The sequence below is a fragment of the Pantoea sp. B566 genome (assembly GCF_024793925.1).
GTDB lineage: Bacteria > Pseudomonadota > Gammaproteobacteria > Enterobacterales > Enterobacteriaceae > Pantoea > Pantoea ananatis.
Window position 1 is genome coordinate 4,312,607 of record NZ_JANUQL010000003.1, and the last position, 22,055, is coordinate 4,334,661.

Annotated in this window: 14 protein-coding genes; 7 read left to right on the forward strand and 7 right to left on the reverse strand. The window is 53.9% G+C overall.

Annotated elements, in window-relative coordinates; translation table 11 throughout:
• Positions 1-29: 29 nt before the first annotated feature.
• From cydC to trxB, 3 genes are all read right to left on the reverse strand, one after another.
• Positions 30-1,760, reverse strand: a complete 1,731-nt coding sequence (cydC, locus tag NYE92_RS21795; RefSeq protein WP_088900429.1) for a heme ABC transporter ATP-binding protein/permease CydC — start codon at positions 1,758-1,760, stop codon at positions 30-32.
• The gene (gene cydD, locus NYE92_RS21800) at positions 1,760-3,529 is read right to left on the reverse strand and encodes a heme ABC transporter permease/ATP-binding protein CydD (RefSeq protein WP_088900430.1); all 1,770 of its coding nucleotides are present in this window, start codon (positions 3,527-3,529) and stop codon (positions 1,760-1,762) included. The genes cydC and cydD overlap by 1 nt, the downstream gene beginning before the upstream one ends.
• A gap of 136 nt (positions 3,530-3,665) precedes the next feature.
• Positions 3,666-4,631 carry a thioredoxin-disulfide reductase gene (gene trxB, locus NYE92_RS21805; protein ID WP_014606200.1) on the reverse strand — a complete coding sequence of 322 codons (966 nt, stop codon included), beginning with the start codon at positions 4,629-4,631 and terminating at the stop codon, positions 3,666-3,668.
• A 525-nt stretch (positions 4,632-5,156) separates the two neighbouring features.
• On the opposite strand from trxB, the gene lrp reads away from it, so the two are divergent.
• The 6 genes from lrp (at position 5,157) to NYE92_RS21835 (ending at position 14,224) form a co-directional block, all read left to right on the forward strand.
• On the forward strand, positions 5,157-5,651 hold the full coding sequence (gene lrp / locus NYE92_RS21810; RefSeq protein WP_006118610.1) for a leucine-responsive transcriptional regulator Lrp: 495 nt from the start codon (positions 5,157-5,159) through the stop codon (positions 5,649-5,651).
• A 118-nt stretch (positions 5,652-5,769) separates the two neighbouring features.
• The gene (locus tag NYE92_RS21815) at positions 5,770-9,219 is read left to right on the forward strand and encodes a DNA translocase FtsK 4TM domain-containing protein (RefSeq protein ID WP_110015002.1); all 3,450 of its coding nucleotides are present in this window, start codon (positions 5,770-5,772) and stop codon (positions 9,217-9,219) included.
• 182 nt (positions 9,220-9,401) lie between these two features.
• Complete coding sequence (lolA, locus tag NYE92_RS21820) at positions 9,402-10,013, forward strand: outer membrane lipoprotein chaperone LolA (protein WP_259019428.1); 612 nt, start codon at positions 9,402-9,404, stop codon at positions 10,011-10,013.
• Between the two features lie 7 nt (positions 10,014-10,020).
• On the forward strand, positions 10,021-11,364 hold the full coding sequence (locus tag NYE92_RS21825; protein WP_026021039.1) for a replication-associated recombination protein A: 1,344 nt from the start codon (positions 10,021-10,023) through the stop codon (positions 11,362-11,364).
• Between the two features lie 90 nt (positions 11,365-11,454).
• Positions 11,455-12,747: a serine--tRNA ligase gene (serS, locus tag NYE92_RS21830; protein ID WP_015700658.1), complete on the forward strand. Its 1,293-nt coding sequence runs from the start codon at positions 11,455-11,457 to the stop codon at positions 12,745-12,747.
• Between the two features lie 322 nt (positions 12,748-13,069).
• Positions 13,070-14,224 (forward strand): MFS transporter, encoded by a 1,155-nt coding sequence (locus NYE92_RS21835; RefSeq protein ID WP_013025232.1) that lies wholly within the window; start codon positions 13,070-13,072, stop codon positions 14,222-14,224.
• 101 nt (positions 14,225-14,325) lie between these two features.
• Here NYE92_RS21835 and pflA read toward each other — a convergent pair whose 3' ends face one another.
• The 4 genes from pflA to ycaO all read right to left on the reverse strand — a co-directional run bounded on the left by pflA (position 14,326) and on the right by ycaO (position 20,591).
• A complete protein-coding gene (gene pflA / locus NYE92_RS21840) occupies positions 14,326-15,066 on the reverse strand; it encodes a pyruvate formate lyase 1-activating protein (RefSeq protein WP_014606197.1) in 741 nt (246 codons plus the stop codon).
• 167 nt (positions 15,067-15,233) lie between these two features.
• Positions 15,234-17,516 carry a formate C-acetyltransferase gene (gene pflB, locus NYE92_RS21845; RefSeq protein ID WP_013025234.1) on the reverse strand — a complete coding sequence of 761 codons (2,283 nt, stop codon included), beginning with the start codon at positions 17,514-17,516 and terminating at the stop codon, positions 15,234-15,236.
• A gap of 72 nt (positions 17,517-17,588) precedes the next feature.
• Positions 17,589-18,449 (reverse strand): formate transporter FocA, encoded by an 861-nt coding sequence (gene focA / locus NYE92_RS21850; protein WP_013025235.1) that lies wholly within the window; start codon positions 18,447-18,449, stop codon positions 17,589-17,591.
• 378 nt (positions 18,450-18,827) lie between these two features.
• Entirely contained in the window at positions 18,828-20,591 is a 1,764-nt protein-coding gene (ycaO, locus tag NYE92_RS21855) for a 30S ribosomal protein S12 methylthiotransferase accessory factor YcaO (protein WP_013025236.1), read from the reverse strand.
• A 309-nt stretch (positions 20,592-20,900) separates the two neighbouring features.
• On the opposite strand from ycaO, the gene serC reads away from it, so the two are divergent.
• A complete protein-coding gene (serC, locus tag NYE92_RS21860) occupies positions 20,901-21,986 on the forward strand; it encodes a 3-phosphoserine/phosphohydroxythreonine transaminase (protein WP_015700652.1) in 1,086 nt (361 codons plus the stop codon).
• The last annotated feature ends 69 nt before the right edge of the window (positions 21,987-22,055 follow it).

The following is a 22,055-nucleotide window of genomic DNA, read 5'->3' on the forward strand; positions in this document are numbered from 1 at the left end:
CGTTAAGTTATCCATCAGCTTTTACAAAACTATAACGCAAAGCGTTGCTGGAAACGCCAGTAACGTCCACCTTTTGCGACTAATTCGGAATGATTTCCCTGCTCAATGATCTTCCCGCCGTCCATAACGCAAATTTTATCCATCTGCGCCAGTCCGGTCAGACGATGGGTAACCATAATCACGGTCTTGCCCGCTGTCAGCTGCTGCAACAGGGACAGAATATGCTGCTCGGTCGCGGCATCCAGCCCTTCTGTCGGCTCATCCAGCAACCACAGGTCGCCGTTGTGCAGCAGCGCACGGGCAATCGCCAGGCGTCGCAGTTCGCCACCCGACAGCGGCCGGCCGCCTTCGCCCAGCCAGGCATTTAATCCTTCTTCATTATCCAGCAGACTCTGCAGGCCGGTCTGCATTAACGCCACGGTAAGGGTTTCATCACTGGCATCGGGGCAGGCCAGCAATAAATTATCACGCAGGGTCTGGCTGAAAAGATGAACGCGCTGGGTGACAACGCTGATGCGCTGACGGAGTTGCGCTTCATCCCACTCGGCAAGCGGGACGTTGTTCAGCGCTATCTCGCCATGCTCAACATCCCAGGCGCGCGTCAGGAGGCCAAGTAGGGTGGATTTTCCGCAGCCGGTAGGCCCGAGTAGCGCGACATGTTCACCTGCCTTAATGTGCAGGGAAAACTGGTTTAACACGTTTTCCGGCCTACCGGGATAGCTGAATTCAAGCGCCTGCACGCTCATGCTGAGCGCGCCGGGCGGGACAGCGGCTGCGGAGGGGAAAACGATCGCCGGCGTTTGCTCGATGATCTCATTGACGCGCTGGGCGGCGGTGATCACCTGAGACAGGGGCAGAAAGGCACCCGCGACCGGGGCCAGCGCTTCAAAAGCGGCCAGGGCACAAAACACCACCAGCGCAATAAAGGGACCGGGAAGATGCTGCTGCGCAATGCTGTCGGCGCTGAGCCAGAGCAAGGCGGTCACCGTGATACCGCTGCACATCAGCAACAGACTCTGCGCCAGTGCCTCTAAACGTGCCTGCTGGCGCTGCGCGTCCTGCCACTGTTGTTCGCTGCTGTCCAGCCGCGCGCGCCAGGCGGAGGCGTTACCGTACAACGTCAGTTCAGCCTGGCCCGCCAGCCAGTGCATTAACTGCACGCGCCAGTGCGAACGCTGCCGGGTTATCGCCACGCCCGCCGGGGCGCCCAGGTGGTAAAACAGGGGAGGAAAAAGACAGAGCAGGGCAAGCAGGGTACCGCCCAGCAGGAGTGCCAGCTGCGGATCAATCAGGCTTAAACCGGCTGTCACCACCACAATAACGATAAATGCGCCTAGCAGCGGCGATATTACCCGCAGGTAGAGGTGATCCAGCGTATCCACATCCCCAACAAAACGGTTTAACAGATCCGCCTGGCGAAAGGCCGCAAGCTGACCCGGTGCCAGTGAAATCAATCGGCTGAAGGTGAAAACGCGCAAATGCTGCAGCACCCGGAACGTGGCATCGTGCGTGACCAGCCGTTCGAAGTAACGTGCCGCGGTACGTATAATGGCCGCGCCACGCACGCCGGCGGCCGGGAGCATATAGTTAAAACTGTACAGGCCCGCGACGCCAACAACGGACGATGCCGCCAGAAACCAGCCAGACAGGGTGAGTAGGCCAATACTGGCCAGCAACGTGACTATCGCCAGTATAATCCCCAGCGCCAGCCGGAAGGGATGACGCAGCCACAGCCGCAGAAAAGGACGCAGAGCAGACATCAAATGCACTCCTGTTGACGATGTTGCAGCAGTGCACGGAAAGGGCCGGGCTGGGCCGTCAGTGCCTGCCAACTGCCTTGCTGTACCAGTTTTCCCGCCTCCATCAGCCAGATTTCATCCCAGTCGCGCAGCGAATCGATCTGATGCGTAATCATCAGGGTGGTTTGCTGTCGCGCGGCCTGATGAAGTGCCTGCATGACATGATGTTCACTCAGCGCATCCAGGCTGGCTGCAGGCTCATCAAGGAGCAATAGCTGAGCCGGTTTGTACAGCGCCCGCGCAACCGCAATGCGCTGTGCCTGACCAACGGAGAGCGCGCTGCTGGCATCGCCCGGTGCGGTATTCAACCCGTCAGGCAGTCGTGAGAGAAACTCGTGGATGCCACAAGCCGCGATTAAGGCATCCAGACGTGCGGCGTCGAGGGGCGCGCCCATCAGGATATTTTCACGTAACGTTTCTGCCGGTAACTGGGGATTTTGTCCGACCCAGGCAAGATGCCGGTGCCAGTCGCGTTGAACCAAATCGCGTAACTCAATCCCATTGGCTTTAAGCGAGCCCTGATAAGGTAAAAATCCCAGCAGCGCATTCAACAGCGCGGTTTTGCCTGCGCCGCTTTTACCGACCAGCGCGATGCGTCCGCCCGAGCGCAGAGTGAAATGTAAAGGACCACACAGGATTTTACCGCCGGGCGCGCAGACCACCAGGTTGTCAGCAACCAGCTCCAGTGGTGCGGCGGCGGCAAACGGGATAGTGCCGTTGCGCGCTTCTGACTGTGGCGTCGCCTGCATAAAGCGCTCAATGGCATCGGCGCCGCCGATGGCCTGCGCTTTAGCATGGTAGAAGGTGCCGAGATCGCGCAAAGGCTGAAAGAATTCCGGGGCCAGAATCAACACCAGAAAACCGGCAAACAGCGTAACGCCCTTGCCATAATCGCCAAAGTGCAACTCACCCAGGTAGGAAAAACCAAAATAAACCGCGACCACAGCAATAGCTAATGACGCAAAAAACTCCAGAACGGAGGAGGAGAGAAAAGCCAGCCGTAAGACGTCCATGGTGCGTTGACGAAAGTCTGTCGTGGTGGCGGCAATGGCCTGTTTTTCTGCTTCGGCCCGATGAAACAGCCTCAGCGTCTCCCGTCCGCGCAGGCGATCAAGAAAGTCACCACTCAGGCGCGCCAGGGCCAGAAAATTGCGCCGATTGGCATCGGCCGCGCCCATGCCCACCAGCGCCATAAACAGCGGAATCAACGGTGCCGTAGCCAGCAGAATCAATCCGGCGGCCCAGTTTAAAGGAAATAGCGCAATCAAAATGGCGCAGGGGATGACGGCCGCCAGCGTCATCTGCGGCAGGTAGCGCGCATAGTACGCCTGCATATCTTCTGTCTGTTCCAGCAGTAAGGTTGCCCAACTACCAGCCGGTTTGCCCTGAATCCAGGCGGGGCCCAGTGCGGATAAACGGTCCAGAATCTGTTTGCGCAGCGCCTGGCGAATAGCCTGACCGGCACGGAATCCTGCCTGCTCGCGCGCATAGTTCAGCATCGCCCGCAGCACGAAGCACAGCAGCAGTAACATAAACTGTGAAAGAAGCGACGGGGGCGATTGGTGCGTCACAATCAATGCCTGAAGCAACGACGCCAGCAGCCAGGCCTGCAGGATAATCAGCAACGCACTGGCGGAACCTGACAGTGAGGCGAGCCGTAACCAGGGACCGGCATGATGCCGCTGTTGACGAAGCCAACGGGTAAGGTGCTGCTGCCGCGATTTGTTCATGCGAAACCCACAGTGGCGAAGACAAAGGAAAAGAGGCGAGCCCCTCCCGCCTGGCGCATGAATTTAGCATGGTGATAATAAAAAAGGCGACTGAAAAACAGTCGCCTCAAACAATTAAGATCAGGTTATTAACAACTTACTTATCGTTTTTAACCAGACCATCAAGATAACGTTCTGCATCCAGAGCAGCCATACAGCCGGTGCCCGCAGAGGTAATGGCCTGGCGATAGATATGGTCCATCACATCACCTGCAGCAAACACACCCGGAATGCTGGTCTGGGTTGCATTGCCGTGCAGGCCGGACTGAACCTTGATATAGCCATTTTCCAGCGCTAACTGGCCGTCGAAAATCGCTGTGTTTGGGCTGTGGCCAATCGCCACAAACAGGCCAGCGACTTCCAGCGACTCGGTTTTGTCGTCCAGCGTTGAACGCAGCGTCAGTCCGGTCACGCCCATCTGATCTCCAACCACTTCTTCCAGCGTACGGTGGGTATGCAGCACAATGTTGCCGTTGCTGACTTTTTCCATCAGGCGATCGATCAAAATTTTCTCGGCGCGGAAGCTGTCGCGACGGTGAATTAAATGCACTTCAGCGGCGATATTGGCCAGGTAAAGTGCTTCTTCTACCGCCGTATTACCGCCCCCGATCACGGCGACTTTCTGATTACGGTAAAAGAAACCATCACAGGTAGCGCAGGCCGAAACGCCTTTGCCTTTAAACGCGTCTTCTGACGGCAGGCCGAGGTAGCGTGCCGATGCACCTGTGGCAATAATCAGGGCATCTGCGGTGTATTCGCCGCTGTCACCGGTTAAACGGAACGGACGATTCTGCAGATCCACGGAATGGATGTGGTCAAAAATGATCTCAGTGTTAAATTTCTCGGCATGCTCATGCATGCGTTCCATTAACGATGGACCTGTCAGATCGTGCGGGTCGCCCGGCCAGTTTTCCACTTCCGTCGTGGTCGTCAGCTGTCCGCCTTTTTCCAGACCGGTAATCAACACCGGATTCAGATTCGCGCGTGCAGCATAAACGGCTGCGGTATAACCTGCTGGACCAGAGCCCAGAATGAGCAACTTACTGTGTTTAGCCGTACTCATGCGTTCCTCAGTTTCATTCGCCTGACATAGCCTGCGATTGTAGGGAATAAGCCGTGTCATTGACAACACTTGCGCGCGTTTGTTAACGATTACTGCAAACGGCGTAGACGATGATTGCACTTTTTGCCTGCGGTTTGCGCCAAAAGGGGGCAAAAATTCACGTTGTTGCACCTTATCGCCCGAAAATACTCATTTAAAAACAGGGACCCAGCGATGTGTCTGGCATCTTGTCCTGAATTTAGACATTTTACTTTGACAATCGCCTGCGCATTTGCGAAAACAGTGTGAGAAGCGAATGACATCTTCGGAACAAAACGGGTTTTGCCGCCGGGTTTTGGGCAATGTGCCGAACGAATTTTGTCGTCTGATATGAGTCATGACGCATGATGTGGACAGACAACATGCGTCATACACATAGGTGCGACCGCACTGAGACGCCGTTATTTCACTTCAAAAAATGCCCCGAACAATGAGCGTTTTCAGGGGATGGCAGGTAAAGGGAAGGAATTAAGAGAGACAATAATAATGGTAGATAATAAGAAACGCCCCGGTAAAGACCTCGACAGGATCGACAGAAATATTCTGAATGAATTGCAGAAAGACGGTCGTATCTCAAACGTGGAACTTTCCAAACGTGTAGGATTATCGCCTACACCTTGTCTTGAGCGTGTACGTCGTCTTGAACGCCAGGGATTCATCCTTGGTTATACTGCGCAACTTAACCCTCACTACCTGGACGCCTCATTACTGGTATTCGTTGAGATTACTCTGAATCGTGGCGCACCAGATGTGTTTGAGCAATTTAACGCCGCTGTGCAAAAACTTGAGGAAACTCAAGAGTGTCACCTGGTTTCTGGTGATTTCGACTACCTGCTGAAAACACGCGTGCCCGATATGTCCGCCTACCGCAAGCTGCTGGGGGAAACCCTGCTGCGCCTGCCGGGTGTAAACGACACGCGTACTTACGTGGTGATGGAAGAGGTCAAACAGAGTAACCGTCTGGTGATCAAAACGCGCTGATGCGTGGCAGGTGCAAAGCCTGTGAAATTTCGGTACACTCCTGTGAATACATACAGGACCAGCGTCGGGTGAGCCCGACGCTGTTGTTTCTTACTTTACAGGCACCTGGAGAGTTCTCTTGAGCCAGGAATACACAGAAGATAAAGACGTTTCGTTACAGTCGCTGAGCAGTGGACGCCGTCTGCTGGAAGCGTTGCTCATTCTGGTGGCGTTGTTTGCCGTCTACCTGATGGTTTCCCTGGTCAGTTTTAATCCTTCCGACCCGAGCTGGTCGCAGACGGCCTGGCACGAGCCTATCCATAATATCGGCGGTACGGTAGGGGCATGGCTGGCTGACACGCTGTTGTTCATCTTTGGCGTGATGGCTTACGCCATTCCACCGGTGATCCTTGGATTGTGCTGGATAGCCTTTCGCCAGCGCGATAATCAGGACTACTTCGACTATTTCGCCGTAGGTTTGCGCTTAATTGGAGTACTGGCCCTGGTCGTGACGACCTGCGGCATGGCTGCACTGAATGCTGACGACATCTGGTACTTTGCTTCTGGCGGCGTGATCGGCAGCCTCGTCAGCAATGCGATCTCACCCTGGTTTAGTCCTGCTGGTGGCACCCTCACTCTGCTTTGCATCTGGGCAGCGGGCATTACGCTGTATACCGGTTGGTCGTGGTTGACCATTGCAGAACGAATCGGTGGCGTGGTCATGGGCGTGCTGACATTTGCCAGCAACCGTTCACGTCACGACGAACCCTGGCAGGAAGAGGACGAGGGCGAACATCATGAAGATGATGTGCCTGTTCTTCACGCGCAGCCCCATGACGACGATGACGTTCTGCTTTCTGCGCCCCGTAAGGCGCAGCCCGATCTGGACGAGCACGATCCGCTGCTGGCTAAGGCGGCAACAGCGACCCGCGCTGCCGTCGCGGCAACCACCGACGCTGCTGAAATGCCGGTGGCACCCGTCCAGCAACCTGCTGCAGCCAGCGTGGCGTCAACCTTTACCACGGCTACCGTGCCGCCGTCAGCCCCATCTGCAGCCCAGCCTGCGGTTGCGCCCGTGAATACTGTCGCCGCGCCCGCCCAGGAAGCGGCTGTACCTCATCCTGCTCCAGAGCGTCATTTTGCACCGCGTGATCCTGTTCCGCAGGATAAACCGGTCAGTGAACCGCCTCTGTACCGGTTTGAAATGCCGGATGAAACACCCGCATCCTCAGCACCCTTTACGGCCTATGAGGATGATGCGCCGAAGATGGGCAACTGGCGCGAGGCAGCCTCTGCCGCAACCCTGAGCAGTGCGGTAACGGCAGGCGCGGCAGGCAAAGCCGCGGCCTCGATGTCGCCGCTGTTTGAACCGGTGCCTGAAAATCAGGCGAATCCACAGGTGAAGCAGGGGATAGGTCCGGCGTTACCGCGGCCAAACCCGGTTAAATTACCGACCCGACGCGAATTGGCGTCTTACGGAATTAAACTTCCTTCCCAGCGCATGGCAGAAGAGAAAGCCAGACTGTCTGAAGCCCCGGCGGCTCCACAGGCTTCCGATCAGCCGCATAATCCAGACTGGTCAGCGGAGGAGCAGGATGCCCTGCAACAGGCTGAGTTACGTCAGGCGTTTCAGTCTGAGCAGCAACAGCGTTATGGCGAGAGCTGGCAACAGGATGAACAGAGTGAAGACGATGAACAGGCTCTAGAGCAGGCATCCCTGGCCCGTCAGTTCGCCGAGCAGCAGCAACAGCGTTATGAGACCGAACCTGCCAACAATGCGCCGGTATTCAACCTGGACACGTCTGCGGCCTTTGATTTCTCACCGATGAAAGATCTGGTTGACGACGGCCCGGTTGAGCCGCTGTTCACCATTGCGGCAACGCCGGAAACGGATGAGGTCGCTGCAAAACATGAGCCGTGGCAGCAAGTACAGGCTGCGCCGACGCATGCGGCCGCGCAGAGAAGCATGCCGACGCAGAACGTTGCGTCGGATACCTTCGCGGCACCTGTCGAGCAGCCCGAACCTGTGGAAGAGGCGAAGCCGTCGTTGCATGACAGCCTGATTCATCCTTTCCTGATGCGTCATGAACAGCCGCTGGAAAAACCCTCTACGCCGTTGCCTTCTCTGGATCTGTTAACCGCACCGCCTGCAGAAGAAGAGCCGGTTGACATGTTTGCCCTTGAGCAGACGGCGCGCCTGGTTGAATCACGCCTCGGCGATTATCGTGTTAAGGCCGAGGTCGTCGGCATCTCTCCCGGCCCGGTCATTACTCGCTTTGAACTGGATCTGGCGCCGGGCGTGAAAGCCGCGCGTATTTCTAACCTGTCGCGCGATCTGGCCCGTTCACTGTCCACCACGGCGGTGCGCGTTGTTGAAGTGATTCCGGGTAAGCCCTATGTCGGACTGGAATTACCGAATAAGCACCGTCAGACCGTTTACTTACGTGAAGTGCTGGATTGTCCAAAATTCCGTGACAATCCTTCACCTCTGGCCGTGGTACTGGGTAAAGACATTGCTGGTCAGCCGGTAGTGGCCGATTTGGCGAAGATGCCACACTTACTGGTAGCGGGTACCACCGGTTCGGGTAAGTCAGTCGGTGTGAACGCCATGATTCTCAGCATGTTGTATAAAGCCACGCCGGAAGAAGTGCGCTTTATTATGATCGACCCGAAAATGCTTGAGCTGTCGGTCTATGAAGGCATTCCGCATCTACTCACCGAAGTCGTCACCGATATGAAAGATGCGGCGAATGCGCTGCGCTGGAGCGTTGGTGAGATGGAGCGCCGCTATAAACTGATGTCGGCACTTGGCGTGCGTAATCTTGCGGGCTACAACGAGAAAGTTGAGCAGGCTGAGGCGATGGGTCGTCCAATCCCCGATCCGTTCTGGAAACCGGGCGACAGTATGGACATGACGCCGCCGGTGCTGGAAAAACTGCCTTACATTGTGGTGATGGTGGATGAGTTCGCCGACCTGATGATGGCCGTGGGTAAAAAAGTGGAAGAGCTGATTGCCCGCCTGGCGCAGAAAGCACGTGCGGCCGGTATCCACCTGGTGCTGGCCACCCAGCGTCCCTCGGTGGATGTGATTACCGGCCTGATCAAGGCCAACATTCCAACCCGTATCGCCTTTACCGTGTCGAGCAAAATTGACTCGCGCACCATCCTCGACCAGGGCGGCGCGGAGTCGTTGCTGGGCATGGGTGACATGCTCTATATGCCGCCAAACTCCTCCATGCCGGTTCGTGTTCACGGTGCCTTTGTACGCGATCAGGAAGTGCATGCGGTGGTCCAGGACTGGAAAGCGCGTGGACGTCCGCAATACATTGAAAGCATTACAGCGGGCGAAGAGAGCGAAGGTGCGGGCGGCATCGACAGCGATGAAGAACTGGATCCGTTGTTCGATCAGGCGGTGGGTTTCGTGGTGGACAAGCGCCGCGCCTCGATTTCAGGCGTTCAGCGTCAGTTCCGTATTGGCTATAACCGCGCCGCGCGCATCATTGAGCAGATGGAAGCCCAGGGCATCGTTTCGGCACCGGGACATAACGGTAACCGCGAAGTGCTGTCACCGCCTCCCCACGATATGTAGAGCCTGAACGATAAGCTTTGAAACATAAATCAATGAGCCAGTTCTTGCTGGCTCATTGTTTTTTAGCCGTTTACCCCCATAGTTGATTAGGCTTTCGGTTTTTTCTCCTGTATTAAACGCAGGACAGCGACCAGGCTTAGTAGCGTTATCAACGGGAAACGATTTAATAAGGATTTAAGCAGATGAAATTACGCGTAATTGCCTTAGGCCTGTTGGCCGCTTTGGGTTCAGCCAGCGCTTTCGCTGATGCATCAAGTGACCTGCAACAGCGTTTGAATAAAGTAAACAGCTTCCACGCCAGCTTTACGCAAAAGGTGACCGATGGCAGCGGTGCTAACGTGCAGGATGGAGAAGGTGAACTGTGGGTCAAGCGCCCAAGCCTGTTTAACTGGCACATGACCGCGCCTGACGAGAGCGTCATTGTCTCTGACGGAAAATCGTTATGGTTCTACAACCCGTTTGTAGAGCAGGCTACGGTAAGTCTGTTAAAGAATGCTACCAGCAATACGCCGTTTATGTTAATTGCCCGCAATCAGTCCAGCGACTGGCAGCAATACAACGTTAAGCAGCAGGGCGATAAATTTGAACTGACGCCGAAGAAAAGCGACGGCAACCTCAAGCAGTTCGCTATCGACGTAACGCCAGATGGCACGATTAATCAGTTCAGCGCCGTAGAGCAGGATGGACAGCGCAGTAACTACCAGCTGAAGAGCCAGAAAAACGGCCCTATCAGTCCGGATAAATTCACTTTCACCCCGCCGAAAGGCGTCACGGTGGATGATCAACGTCAGTGAGGTGGTAGTGGGCAACCTGTCTCTGGATTTCTCCAGCGAAGATTTTAAACCTCTGGCCGCGCGTATGCGGCCAGAAACCCTGAAGCACTATATTGGTCAGCAGCACCTGCTGGCTGCGGGGAAACCGCTGCCGCGCGCCATTGAGGCTGGCCATTTGCATTCCATGATTCTCTGGGGGCCGCCGGGAACAGGCAAAACCACACTGGCCGAGATTATCGCGCACTACGGTAACGCGGACGTTGAACGCATCTCTGCCGTCACCTCCGGCGTCAAAGAAATTCGTGAAGCGATAGAGCGTGCGCGCTTGAGCAAGCAAGCTGGCCGTCGCACCATCCTTTTCGTGGATGAGGTGCACCGTTTCAATAAAAGTCAGCAGGATGCCTTCCTGCCGCATATTGAAGACGGCACCATTACCTTCATTGGCGCCACCACTGAAAATCCCAGTTTCGAGCTTAATTCCGCACTGCTGTCACGCGCCCGCGTTTATCTACTGAAATCCCTGACCACAGAAGACATTGAGCAGGTGCTTGACCAGGCCATGCAAGATGCCGATCGCGGCTATGGCAACAGCGATATCCTGTTACCGAATAATACGCGCCGCATGATCGCTGAGCTGGTGAGCGGCGATGCGCGCCGTGCGCTTAACACGCTGGAAATGATGGCCGATATGGCCGAAACCAACGCGCAAGGCAAAAGAGAACTGACGCCACAGCTGTTGACTGAAGTTGCCGGGGAGCGATCTGCCCGGTTTGATAACAAGGGTGACCGCTTTTACGACCTTATTTCTGCGTTACATAAGTCTGTTCGCGGCTCAGCACCCGATGCTGCACTCTACTGGTACGCGCGTATTATTACCGCAGGGGGCGATCCGCTGTATGTCGCGCGTCGTCTGTTGGCCATTGCCTCTGAAGACGTGGGCAATGCCGATCCGCGCGGCATGCAGGTGGCGATATCGGCGTGGGACTGTTTCACCCGCGTGGGTCCGGCAGAAGGGGAGCGGGCGATTGCTCAGGCCATCGTGTATCTCGCCTGTGCGCCAAAAAGTAATGCCGTTTATACCGCCTTTAAAGCGGCGATGCGCGATGCGCGCGACCACCCTGATTTTGATGTTCCCGATCATCTGCGCAATGCCCCCACTAAGCTGATGAAAGAAATGGGCCTGGGTGAAAGCTATCGCTATGCCCATGATGAAGCCAACGCCTATGCGGCGGGTGAGGTCTATTTCCCTCCGGAAATGGCACAAACACGTTACTATCATCCCACCCAACGCGGTCTTGAAGGCAAAATTGGCGAAAAGCTGGCCTGGCTTACTGAACTCGATCAAAATAGCCAGACAAAACGCTACCGCTAAAACAGACGTTGCGGTAATGTGGTCAATGTTTTCAACGCATTCCAGCTGGAATGCGTCCCTTCTTTCAACTCATAAATACACAGGATAAGCATGCTCGATCCCAATCTGCTGCGTAATGAGCCAGACGCAGTCGCAGAAAAACTGGCACGCCGAGGATTCAAACTGGATGTGGAAATGCTGCGTTCGCTCGAAGAGCGTCGCAAAGTCTTGCAGGTAGAAACTGAAAATCTGCAGGCCGAGCGTAACTCCCGATCCAAATCCATCGGTCAGGCCAAAGCACGTGGGGAAGACATCGAGCCACTGCGTCAGGAAGTGAACAGCCTGGGCGAACGCCTGGATGCTGCCAAAGCAGAACTGGATGAACTGCAAAATCAGATTCGTGACTTCAGCCTGGCGCTGCCGAATCTGCCTGCAGACGTTGTACCGCTGGGTAAAGACGATACCGAGAACCTGGAAATCAGCCGCTGGGGTGAGCCGCGTCAGTTTGATTTTCAGGTGAAAGATCATGTTGAGCTGGGCGAAGCCGCGAAAGGCCTGGATTTTGCTGCGGCGGTCAAACTCACCGGTTCACGCTTTGTCGTGATGCAGGGCCAGATTGCCCGCCTGCACCGGGCGCTCAGCCAGTTTATGATTGACTTGCATACCGAGCAGCATGGCTATCTGGAAACCTATGTGCCTTATCTGGTCAACCATGCGACCCTGTACGGAACAGGACAGTTGCCAAAGTTTGGTGAAGATCTGTTTCACACCCGGCCGCTGGAAGAAGAGTCAGAAAGCAGCCACTATGCGTTGATTCCTACTGCCGAAGTGCCGCTGACCAATCTGGTACGCGATGAAATCGTCGAGGAAGAAAACCTGCCGCTTAAGCTGACGGCTCACACGCCATGCTTCCGCTCTGAAGCAGGTTCCTATGGCCGTGACACGCGCGGGCTTATCCGTATGCACCAGTTCGATAAAGTCGAGATGGTACAGATAGTGGCGCCTGAAACCTCAATGGATGCCCTGGAAGAGCTGGTCGGCCACGCCGAAAAAGTCTTACAGCTGCTGAATCTGCCTTATCGTAAAGTGCTGTTGTGCACCGGCGATATGGGCTTTGGTGCGACCAAAACCTACGATTTAGAAGTGTGGTTACCGGCGCAGAATACGTACCGTGAAATCTCCTCTTGTTCAAACATGGGTGATTTCCAGGCTCGCCGTATGCAGGCAAGGACCCGCGGTAAGCAGGATAAAAAGCCGCGTCTGGTCCATACATTAAATGGTTCCGGTCTGGCTGTGGGACGCACGCTGGTGGCGGTGCTGGAAAACTACCAGCAGCAGGATGGCCGCATCGCCGTGCCTGAAGTGTTACGTCCTTATATGAAGGGCCTGGAATTTATTGGTTAATCGCCCGTTCTTCTCTGAAAAACCCAGCGGCTGCTGGGTTTTTTTTGGTCCGCAAGACGGATCGATGCCAAAGGACGGTATCAGAATTTATCACAAATAAACGTTATCGATATATCCCGATGCCGAAAGCGTAAAAATCTACATTATCAGTAAGATAGCTTTATTTTCCCTGACGTAAAATATGCCGCTAACTTACTGAAGATAAATAAATTAAATTGTCGGGCAGCAAAATGTGCTGCGGTGCGTTTGGCCCCGTTGACTTTAAAAAACGCAGTGGCAAACTGCGCGCAATTTCCTTCATTTCTTTTGGTTTTAATTCCCTATGTCGACCTGGTCACGTCCTGTGATACTGCTGCTTTGCGGCCTGCTGTTAATGACAGTTTCAATTGCTGTGCTGAATACGTTAGTGCCTCTCTGGCTGACGCATGATGCTCTGGCTACCTGGCAGGTGGGCGTGGTGAGTTCGTCGTATTACACCGGCAATCTGCTTGGCACGTTGCTGGCGGGCTGGCTGATTAAACAGTATGGATTTAACCGTAGTTATTATCTGGCAACCGGCCTGTTTGCGGTGGCAACCCTGTGTATGATGGTGCTGGCAGGCTTCTGGTCATGGACGCTGTTGCGTTTTAGCGCGGGTGTCGGCTGCGCCTTAGTCTGGGTCGTGGTTGAAAGCGCTTTATTGTGCAGCGGCACGGTGCGTAACCGTGGGCAGCTCCTGGCTGCCTATATGATTGTCTATTATCTGGGAACGGTTGCCGGGCAGCTACTGGTGAGCAAACTTTCCACAGAGCTGTTAAGTGTGATCCCCTGGGTAACCGCGACGGTGATTTGTGCCATTTTACCGCTGATCTTCACACAGGTTGCTGCCAGCCGTGATCCGGCTGAAGCCTTGCCGGGTGGCCGTATCTTACCCATGCTACGCCGCCGCAGTTCGCGCCTGGGCATCAACGGCTGCATCATCTCCGGGATTGTTTTAGGTTCGTTATATGGCTTGATGCCGCTCTATCTTTCCCATCAGGGCATGAGCGATGCAAACGTAGGTTACTGGATGGCGTTACTCGTTAGTTCAGGTATTGTCGGGCAGTGGCCGATTGGGCGCCTTGCCGATCGCTTTGGCCGCATGATGGTGTTGCGTGTGCAGGTATTTGTGGTAATCTTGGGCGCGATTGCGATGCTAACCAATGCCGCGATGGCACCTGCCTTGTTTGTTCTGGGGCTGGCGGGTTTTACGCTTTACCCTGTGGCGATGTCGTGGGCCTGCGAAACCGTGGCGCATCACGAACTGGTGGCCATGAATCAGGCGCTGTTACTGAGCTATACGCTGGGCAGTCTGGCGGGGCCGAGCATGACAGCAATGCTGATGCAGAGTTACTCAGACCGTTTACTGTTCGTTATGATTGCGGCAGTGGCGCTGGTTTACCTGGTGATGCTGTTGCGTAAAGCCGATCATCATGCCACGCCCGTGGCGCATGCCTGAATGCCTTCTGCAGAGGGCAGCACTGTGCCTCGTTGTTGCATGGTGGTCAGTGCGCCTTCCTGAAAGGTTCCTGCGGGGCGGTAGTGATCTCCGCCCCGTTTTCAATACATGACTTCATGTCCGTAGCGGAGAAGAATGTTTTTTACCCGCTCCATCGTCTCTTTAGTGGGCGGTTTCACGCCATCAAGCTTGTACTCTTCGCCCATCGCGATCCACTTATGTTTACCCAGTTCGTGATAAGGCAGAAGCTCGATCTTTTCAACGTTCGCCATATCCTGGGTAAACGCTCCCAGGCGATGAACGGTATCGTCGTCATCTGAGTAGCCAGGCACGACGACAAAACGGATCCATGTCCGTTTGCCTTTTTTCTGTAGGTAGCGAGCGAAATCAAGCGTGCGATGGTTAGATACGCCAACCAGAATCTGGTGAACCTCGTCATTCATCTGTTTAAGGTCCAGCATCACTAAATCTGTTGCGTCCAGTAACTCATCAATGACCGGATCGTAGCGGCGAACAAAACCATTGGTATCCAGACAGGTATGTATGCCTTCTGCCTTGCAGGCACGAAACCAGTCACGCACAAACTCAGCCTGAAGAATGGCTTCGCCACCCGATGCGGTGACGCCACCGCCAGAGGCATTCATAAAGTGACGGTAGGACAGAACGTCCGCCATCAGCGCCTCAACGGTGATTTCTTTACCGGCGTGCGTATCCCAGGTATCGCGGTTGTGGCAGTAAAGGCAACGCATCAGGCAACCCTGGAAAAAGGTAATAAACCGGATGCCGGGACCGTCTACGGTTCCGCACGATTCGAATGAGTGGATGCGACCTATGGCTGACATTGCGATGTTTCTCCAGGTAAGCCTGCGGAGCAGGTGGCACACTCTCTGGTGTGCTCTGAACAGGAAATCAATTTTGGTGGTTATCCGTATCTCAGACAACGACCAAAGCAGACTTTGAATATGAGGCTCCATGAAGGAGCCTCAGAAAGGGCTGATGGCGACAGCGCTTACAGCGATTGTGTAAAGGTACGGGTGATCACGTCCTGCTGCTGCTCTTTTGTCAGCGAATTAAAGCGAACGGCGTAGCCGGAGACGCGAATGGTTAACTGAGGATATTTTTCAGGATTATCCATCGCGTCCATTAACATCTCCCGGTTCATTACGTTCACATTAAGATGCTGACCGCCTTCAATACTGGTCTCATGATGGAAGTAACCGTCCATCAAGCCTGCCAGATTGGTTTTACGCACGTTGTCATCTTTGCCTAACGCATTAGGAACGATAGAGAAAGTGTAGGAGATACCGTCTTTTGCGTAAGCAAAGGGCAGTTTCGCCACCGAGGTCAGCGAGGCCACGGCACCTTTCTGATCGCGACCGTGCATCGGGTTAGCGCCCGGACCAAAAGGCGCGCCTGCACGGCGACCGTCTGGCGTATTACCGGTTTTCTTGCCGTAAACCACGTTAGAGGTAATGGTCAGCACAGACTGGGTCGGTACAGCGTTGCGATAGGTTTCGAGTTGCTGAATCTTTTTCATAAAGCGTTCAACAAGGTCGCAGGCCAGATCGTCAACGCGGGGATCGTTATTCCCGAACTGCGGATACTCTCCTTCGATGTCGAAATCGATGGCCAGGCCATCTTCATCACGCACCGGTTTCACCTTCGCGTATTTGATGGCAGACAGCGAGTCGGCCGCGACAGAGAGTCCGGCAATACCGCATGCCATGGTGCGGTAAACGTCACGATCGTGCAGTGCCATCAGCGCGGCTTCATAGCTGTATTTATCGTGCATGAAGTGGATGATGTTCAGTGCAGTGACGTACTGTTTCGCCAGCCAGTCCATAAAGTGATCCAGACGCGCCATTACCACGTCAAAATCAAGCACCTCATCGGTAATCTTGGCTTCTTTTGGTCCGACCTGCATTTTCAGTTTTTCGTCCACGCCGCCATTGATTGCGTAGAGCAGGGTTTTCGCCAGGTTGGCGCGGGCACCGAAGAACTGCATTTGCTTACCGACGATCATTGGGCTGACGCAGCAGGCAATTGCATAGTCATCGTTGTCGAAATCGGGACGCATCAGGTCGTCGTTTTCATACTGCAATGATGACGTATCAATAGACACTTTCGCCGCATACTTTTTAAAGTTAACCGGCAGCTTCTCAGACCACAGAATGGTCATATTAGGCTCAGGTGAAGGGCCCATGGTGTACAGTGTATTGAGGAAACGGAAGGTGGTTTTACTCACCAGCGTACGTCCATCAACGCCCATACCGGCCAGCGATTCCGTTGCCCAGATGGGGTCGCCAGAGAACAGTTCATCGTACTCAGGCGTGCGCAGGAAGCGGACCATGCGCAGTTTCATCACCAGGTGGTCAATCAGTTCCTGCGCCTGCGCTTCGTTCAGCTTACCGGCGTTGAGATCGCGCTCAATGAACACGTCCAGGAAGGTTGAAACACGGCCAAAGGACATGGCTGCACCGTTCTGTGATTTTACTGCGGCAAGATAGCCGTAATAGGTCCACTGAACGGCTTCGACTGCATTGGTCGCCGGACCTGAGATATCGTGACCATATTTGGCTGCCATCTCTTTGATTTGTCCAAGCGCCCGATGCTGGTCAGCAATTTCTTCGCGTAGACGAATGGTGGCTTCCAGGTTGACGCCATTTTCCAGATCGCTTTGCAGAGACGCAAACTGAGCAAACTTATCGGCCATCAGGTAGTCAATGCCGTATAAGGCGATACGACGGTAGTCACCAATGATGCGTCCACGACCATAGGCATCAGGCAGGCCGGTTAATATACCTGATTTACGGCAGCGTAAAATGTCAGGGGTATAAACATCAAACACGCCCTGATTGTGCGTTTTACGATAGTCGGTGAAGATTTTTTTCAGTGAAGCATCGAGTTCGCGCCCGTAAACTTTACATGAACCCTCGACCATCTTAATGCCGCCAAAAGGAATAATGGCGCGTTTCAGCGGCGCTTCCGTTTGCAGGCCAACAACTTTTTCCAGTGATTTATTGATATAGCCGGCATCGTGCGAGGTGATGGTAGAAGCAAGATCGGTATCAAAATCGACGGGTGCGTGGGTACGGTTTTCAACTTTAATGCCTTCCAGCACGCTTTCCCACAGTTTAGTGGTGGCTTCGGTGGCGCCAGCGAGGAAAGATTCATCGCCTTCATACGGCGTATAGTTTTTCTGGATGAAGTCGCGTACGTTGACGCTGTTCTGCCATTCGCCTTCAGTAAAACCCTGCCAGGCTGAGGCCAGTTTTGCGTTAAGTTCGGTCATATTATACCTGCCTTATTTAAGGAGACTTTTGCTCTTGGGTCGATCCGGTTGGGATGAACCCTCGAGGCTGGATTAGTGCGCTTCGTGTCCACCGCGTAAGTAAATTACCCAGTAGGTCAATCCGACCAGCACTCCACCGCCGATAATGTTGCCGAGCGTGACTGGAATCAGATTGTCGAAAATAAAGTTTTTCACAGAAAGGGCCGGAAACTGTGCTGCCGTCGCGCCCGCAGCATGCCAAAATTCCGGGCCAGAAAAATCGCGAATGACGATGGCGAAAGGAATTAAAAACATATTTGCGATACTGTGTTCAAAACCACAGGCAACAAACATCGCCACCGGCAAAATCATAATCAGGCTTTTATCCATTAAGGTCCGTCCTGAATAGCTCATCCAGACCGCCAGACAGACCATCAAATTAGCCAGAATACCCAGAGAGACCGCTTCAACAAACGTGTGATGCATTTTATGGTCGGCAGTCTGCAACACGTTTAAACCCCATGCGCCGTTGGCCACCGTATGCTCACCGGAAAACCACATCAGCGCGACAAAAAACAGCGCACCGACCAGATTACCAACATAAACGTTGATCCAGTTACGTGCCAGTTGTCCCCAGGTGATGCGGCCACTCGCTTTCGCAACGACGATCAGCACGGTGGAGGTAAACAGGTCGGCACCACATACCACAACGAGTATCAACCCGAGTGAGAAACATATCCCCCCGACGAGCTTAGCCATGCCGTAAGCCATTTCACCGCTGCCGGTGGTGGCTGTGATGTAAAACACGAAAGCGATGGAGATAAACATGCCTGCGGTAAACGCGAGAAAGGTTGTCGTCAGCGGATGCTTGGTGGCTTTGTAGACGCCAGCGTCTTCAGCCACTTTTGCCATCGCGGCGGGTAATAACAGATTAAAAGGATTGTCAGCTTTCACACTAACTCACTCCAAAAGTTGTCTGAAAAAAATAATAACAAATGCACCTGTGATTAAAGTTGATATAGATCATGTCCAGCAGAGCAACAACGGTAAAGGTTTAACAAGAAAGGTGGTTTTTGGAACTAACGTCATGAAAAATAATGAATAAATTTATTTTAAATAATACAGGTTTTGTTTAACGAGAGGGCGTAATCAAGGCTGAAATGTTGTAGATTTGTTAATAAGATAGGTTGTTGGTGTCGCTATTTAGCAGAAAAATAATGACATTAATCTATTAATGGCAGGAATACATAAGGATCAATAAAAAGGCACTGAACAGGTTCAGTGCCTCAGGCATGATTGTCAGGCTAACCCGCGTGAATGTTCAACGCCAGCTTAGGCATTTTCCCAGTAGCGGCGTTTGGCACGCTGCAATTTTTCATAAGCCGCCAGTAGCGCCTGATGAGCAGGGAAAGCGGTCAGGTCGCTGTCTACCGACTGAAGACCGTTGAAGGCTGCTTCACCACTGATGGCTGCGGATGCCGCTTCTACCGCCTCTGCGCCATACATACGGACAAAGGCGGCGTGATATTCCAGTGGATTACGCTCGTCTTCCATGGCCAGAAGTAGCAGAGTTTGCAGGCAACGATAATAATTTGCCCGCGCTGGGCTGAACACGGAGCCGTTGAATTCCATGGTCCATTCTGTCCAGATCAATGCCTGATCCAGATCGCCGCCGGCCAGCGCAAGCATGGCTTTAAGCTCCCCGATGCGTAAGGTATACCAGCCATTATCTTTACCCGTTGCCAGGCCAAGCAACTCACGGACGCGGGTGAAGTCATCAAAACCTTCTTCATCCAACTGCGAAATGAGATCAAGGTACTCTTCTGGATTCCAGTTGCTGCCGGGCAGGGCAAGCAGCGTGTCACGAATGCCTGCGCCCATGCTGTTATTTGCCAGCAGCAGGTCTTCGGCCGGATAGATATCGGACATGCCCGGCACAATAATGCGGCAGGCATAAACGCCTAAGTGCTCGTAGTCCGCGATATAAACTTCCTGATCTTCGGCAGCAAAAATGGCCATCAGCGTGCTGAACTCTTGCTCGGTAGTGCCAGCAAACGTCCAGTCAACAAACGGATAATCGGCCGTTTCTTTAAACATATCCCAGGAAATCAGGCCGCTTGAATCAATAAAGTGGGTTTCCAGATTGGCGTGCTCTGCCACTTCTTCATCATCAAAGGTGGGTGGGGTAAAGACGTCCAAATCCTTGAGGCTGCGGCCCTGGAGCAGTTCAGTAACGGTGCGCTCCAGCGCAACGCCAAAGTCCGGATGCGCACCGAAGGACGCGAAACAGGTGCCATTGGCAGGGTTAAACAGGACCACACAGATAACCGGATATTTACCGCCCAGCGACGCGTCATACGCAAAGATTGGGAAGCCTTCAGCTTCCAGGCGCGCAATGGCCTCGACCACGGAAGGGTAGCGCGCCATCACTGACTCAGGGATGGCTGGGAGGCTGATCGATTCGGCAATGATACGGTTCTTAATGTAGCGCTCAAAGACCTCTGATAATCCCTGCACCCGCGCTTCATTGGCCGTATTGCCGGCCGACATGCCGTTCGATACGTAAAGGTTGCCAATGATGTTCATCGGGATATAGACGGTTTGCTGATCGGACTGGCGGGTAAAAGGCAGGGCGCAAATACCGCGCTCGCTGTTACCCGACTGGAGATCGATCAGGTCTGATGCGGCCACCGCATTTTCAGGATCGTAAAAGGCACGCAGGCGTGAGTCCAGGATCCCCTCTGGCAGGCTGTCATCTTCCGGAAGCGCAAACCATTTTTCATTGGGGTAATGAACAAAATCGCCTTGAGCGATGCGGTTACCCAGCCAGAAATCGGCAAAAAAGTAGTTCGTGGACAGGCGCTCAAAATATTCACCCAATGCGGAAGCCAGGGCGGCTTTCTTGCTGGCACCTTTGCCATTGGTAAAGCAGAGTGGACAGTCGCGGTCGCGAATATGCACAGACCAGACGTGTGGAACGGGATTAAGCCAGGAAGCTTCTTCTATATTGAAGCCCAGATCCTGCAGTTTGGTCTGGAAACGCGTAATGGAGTCTTCCAGGGCGGCATCTTTGCCCGGGATAAAAGTTTGCGTCATGGTGCCGCTCTCTCTGTGAATAGGGTGCCTAAAGCGCGCAATGATACGTTTTTTACCGCCTGTTCGCTATCAAGTCGCTGCAATTTTACTGGACGTTTTCTCATGTCAGGGTTTGTCTGCCAATACCGGCAGCGAGTGAAAGGAACGTCCCTCACAATATTTTGTGTTGGCTTGCATTGGTAACATAACCTCCGGTGCGCCGTGCTGAAAAAATGTGACCGGTGTTAGATTTATGATTGCAGCCACCAGAATGCAGTGATAAAACCGAATCGTTATTCATAACCGTTCGATATGACAGTGGTGAGGGAAATGACGCAAATTTATAATTTTAGCTCTGGGCCAGCGATGCTGCCGAGCGAAGTGCTCCGCCGTGCAGAACAAGAATTGACAAACTGGCATGGTCTGGGGACTTCAGTAATGGAGATCAGTCACCGCAGTAAAGAGTTTATTCAGGTGGCCGAGGAAGCGGAAGCGGACTTCCGTGATCTGCTAAAAATCCCCTCTAATTACAAAGTTTTATTCTGCCACGGCGGCGCACGTGCGCAGTTTGCTGCGGTACCGGGTAACCTGCTGGGCAGCGCCACCAGTGCGGATTATGCCGACGGCGGCTACTGGGCGCACAGCGCCATTAAAGAAGCGGCAAAATATTGTTCGCCCCGCACGCTGGATGTCAAAACGACCCTTGAGGGAAAACGCGCCATTCTGCCTATGCGTGAGTGGGACGTCAGCGATGCGGCAGCCTATTTGCACTTCTGCCCGAATGAAACCATTGACGGCGTTGCCATTGATGAAGAACCTGATTTTGGCGACAAGGTCGTCGTTGCCGATCTCTCTTCCACGATTTTATCCCGCTCTATTGATGTCAGCCGCTATGGCGTGATTTATGCCGGCGCGCAGAAAAATATTGGTCCGGCGGGCATTACGCTGGTCATCGTCCGGGACGATCTGTTAGGTAAAGCGCATCAAAGTGTGCCTTCCATTCTGGATTACAGTGTTCTGGCGGAAAACGACTCCATGTTCAACACGCCGCCAACGTTCGCCTGGTACCTGAGCGGTCTGGTATTCAAGTGGCTGAAGCAGAAAGGCGGCGTCGGTGAAATTGAAAAAATTAATCAGGCAAAAGCGGGCTTGCTTTACGACCTCATCGATAAGAGTGATTTCTACCGTAACGATGTTGCTCTGCTGAACCGTTCGCGAATGAATATTCCTTTCCAACTGGCGGATGCGTCACTCGACAGCCTGTTCCTGGAAGAGTCATTTAAAGCAGGTTTGCATGCCTTGAAAGGCCATCGCGTTGTTGGCGGCATGCGTGCATCCATCTACAATGCGATGCCGCTGGAAGGTGTTAAAGCCCTCACAGACTTCATGATCGATTTCGAACGCCGCCACGGCTGATTATTCCCCAGTCAGTGGGATTGCTGACACCTGACTCCGCCATACGGCGGAGTTGTCGTTTTTTTGAGG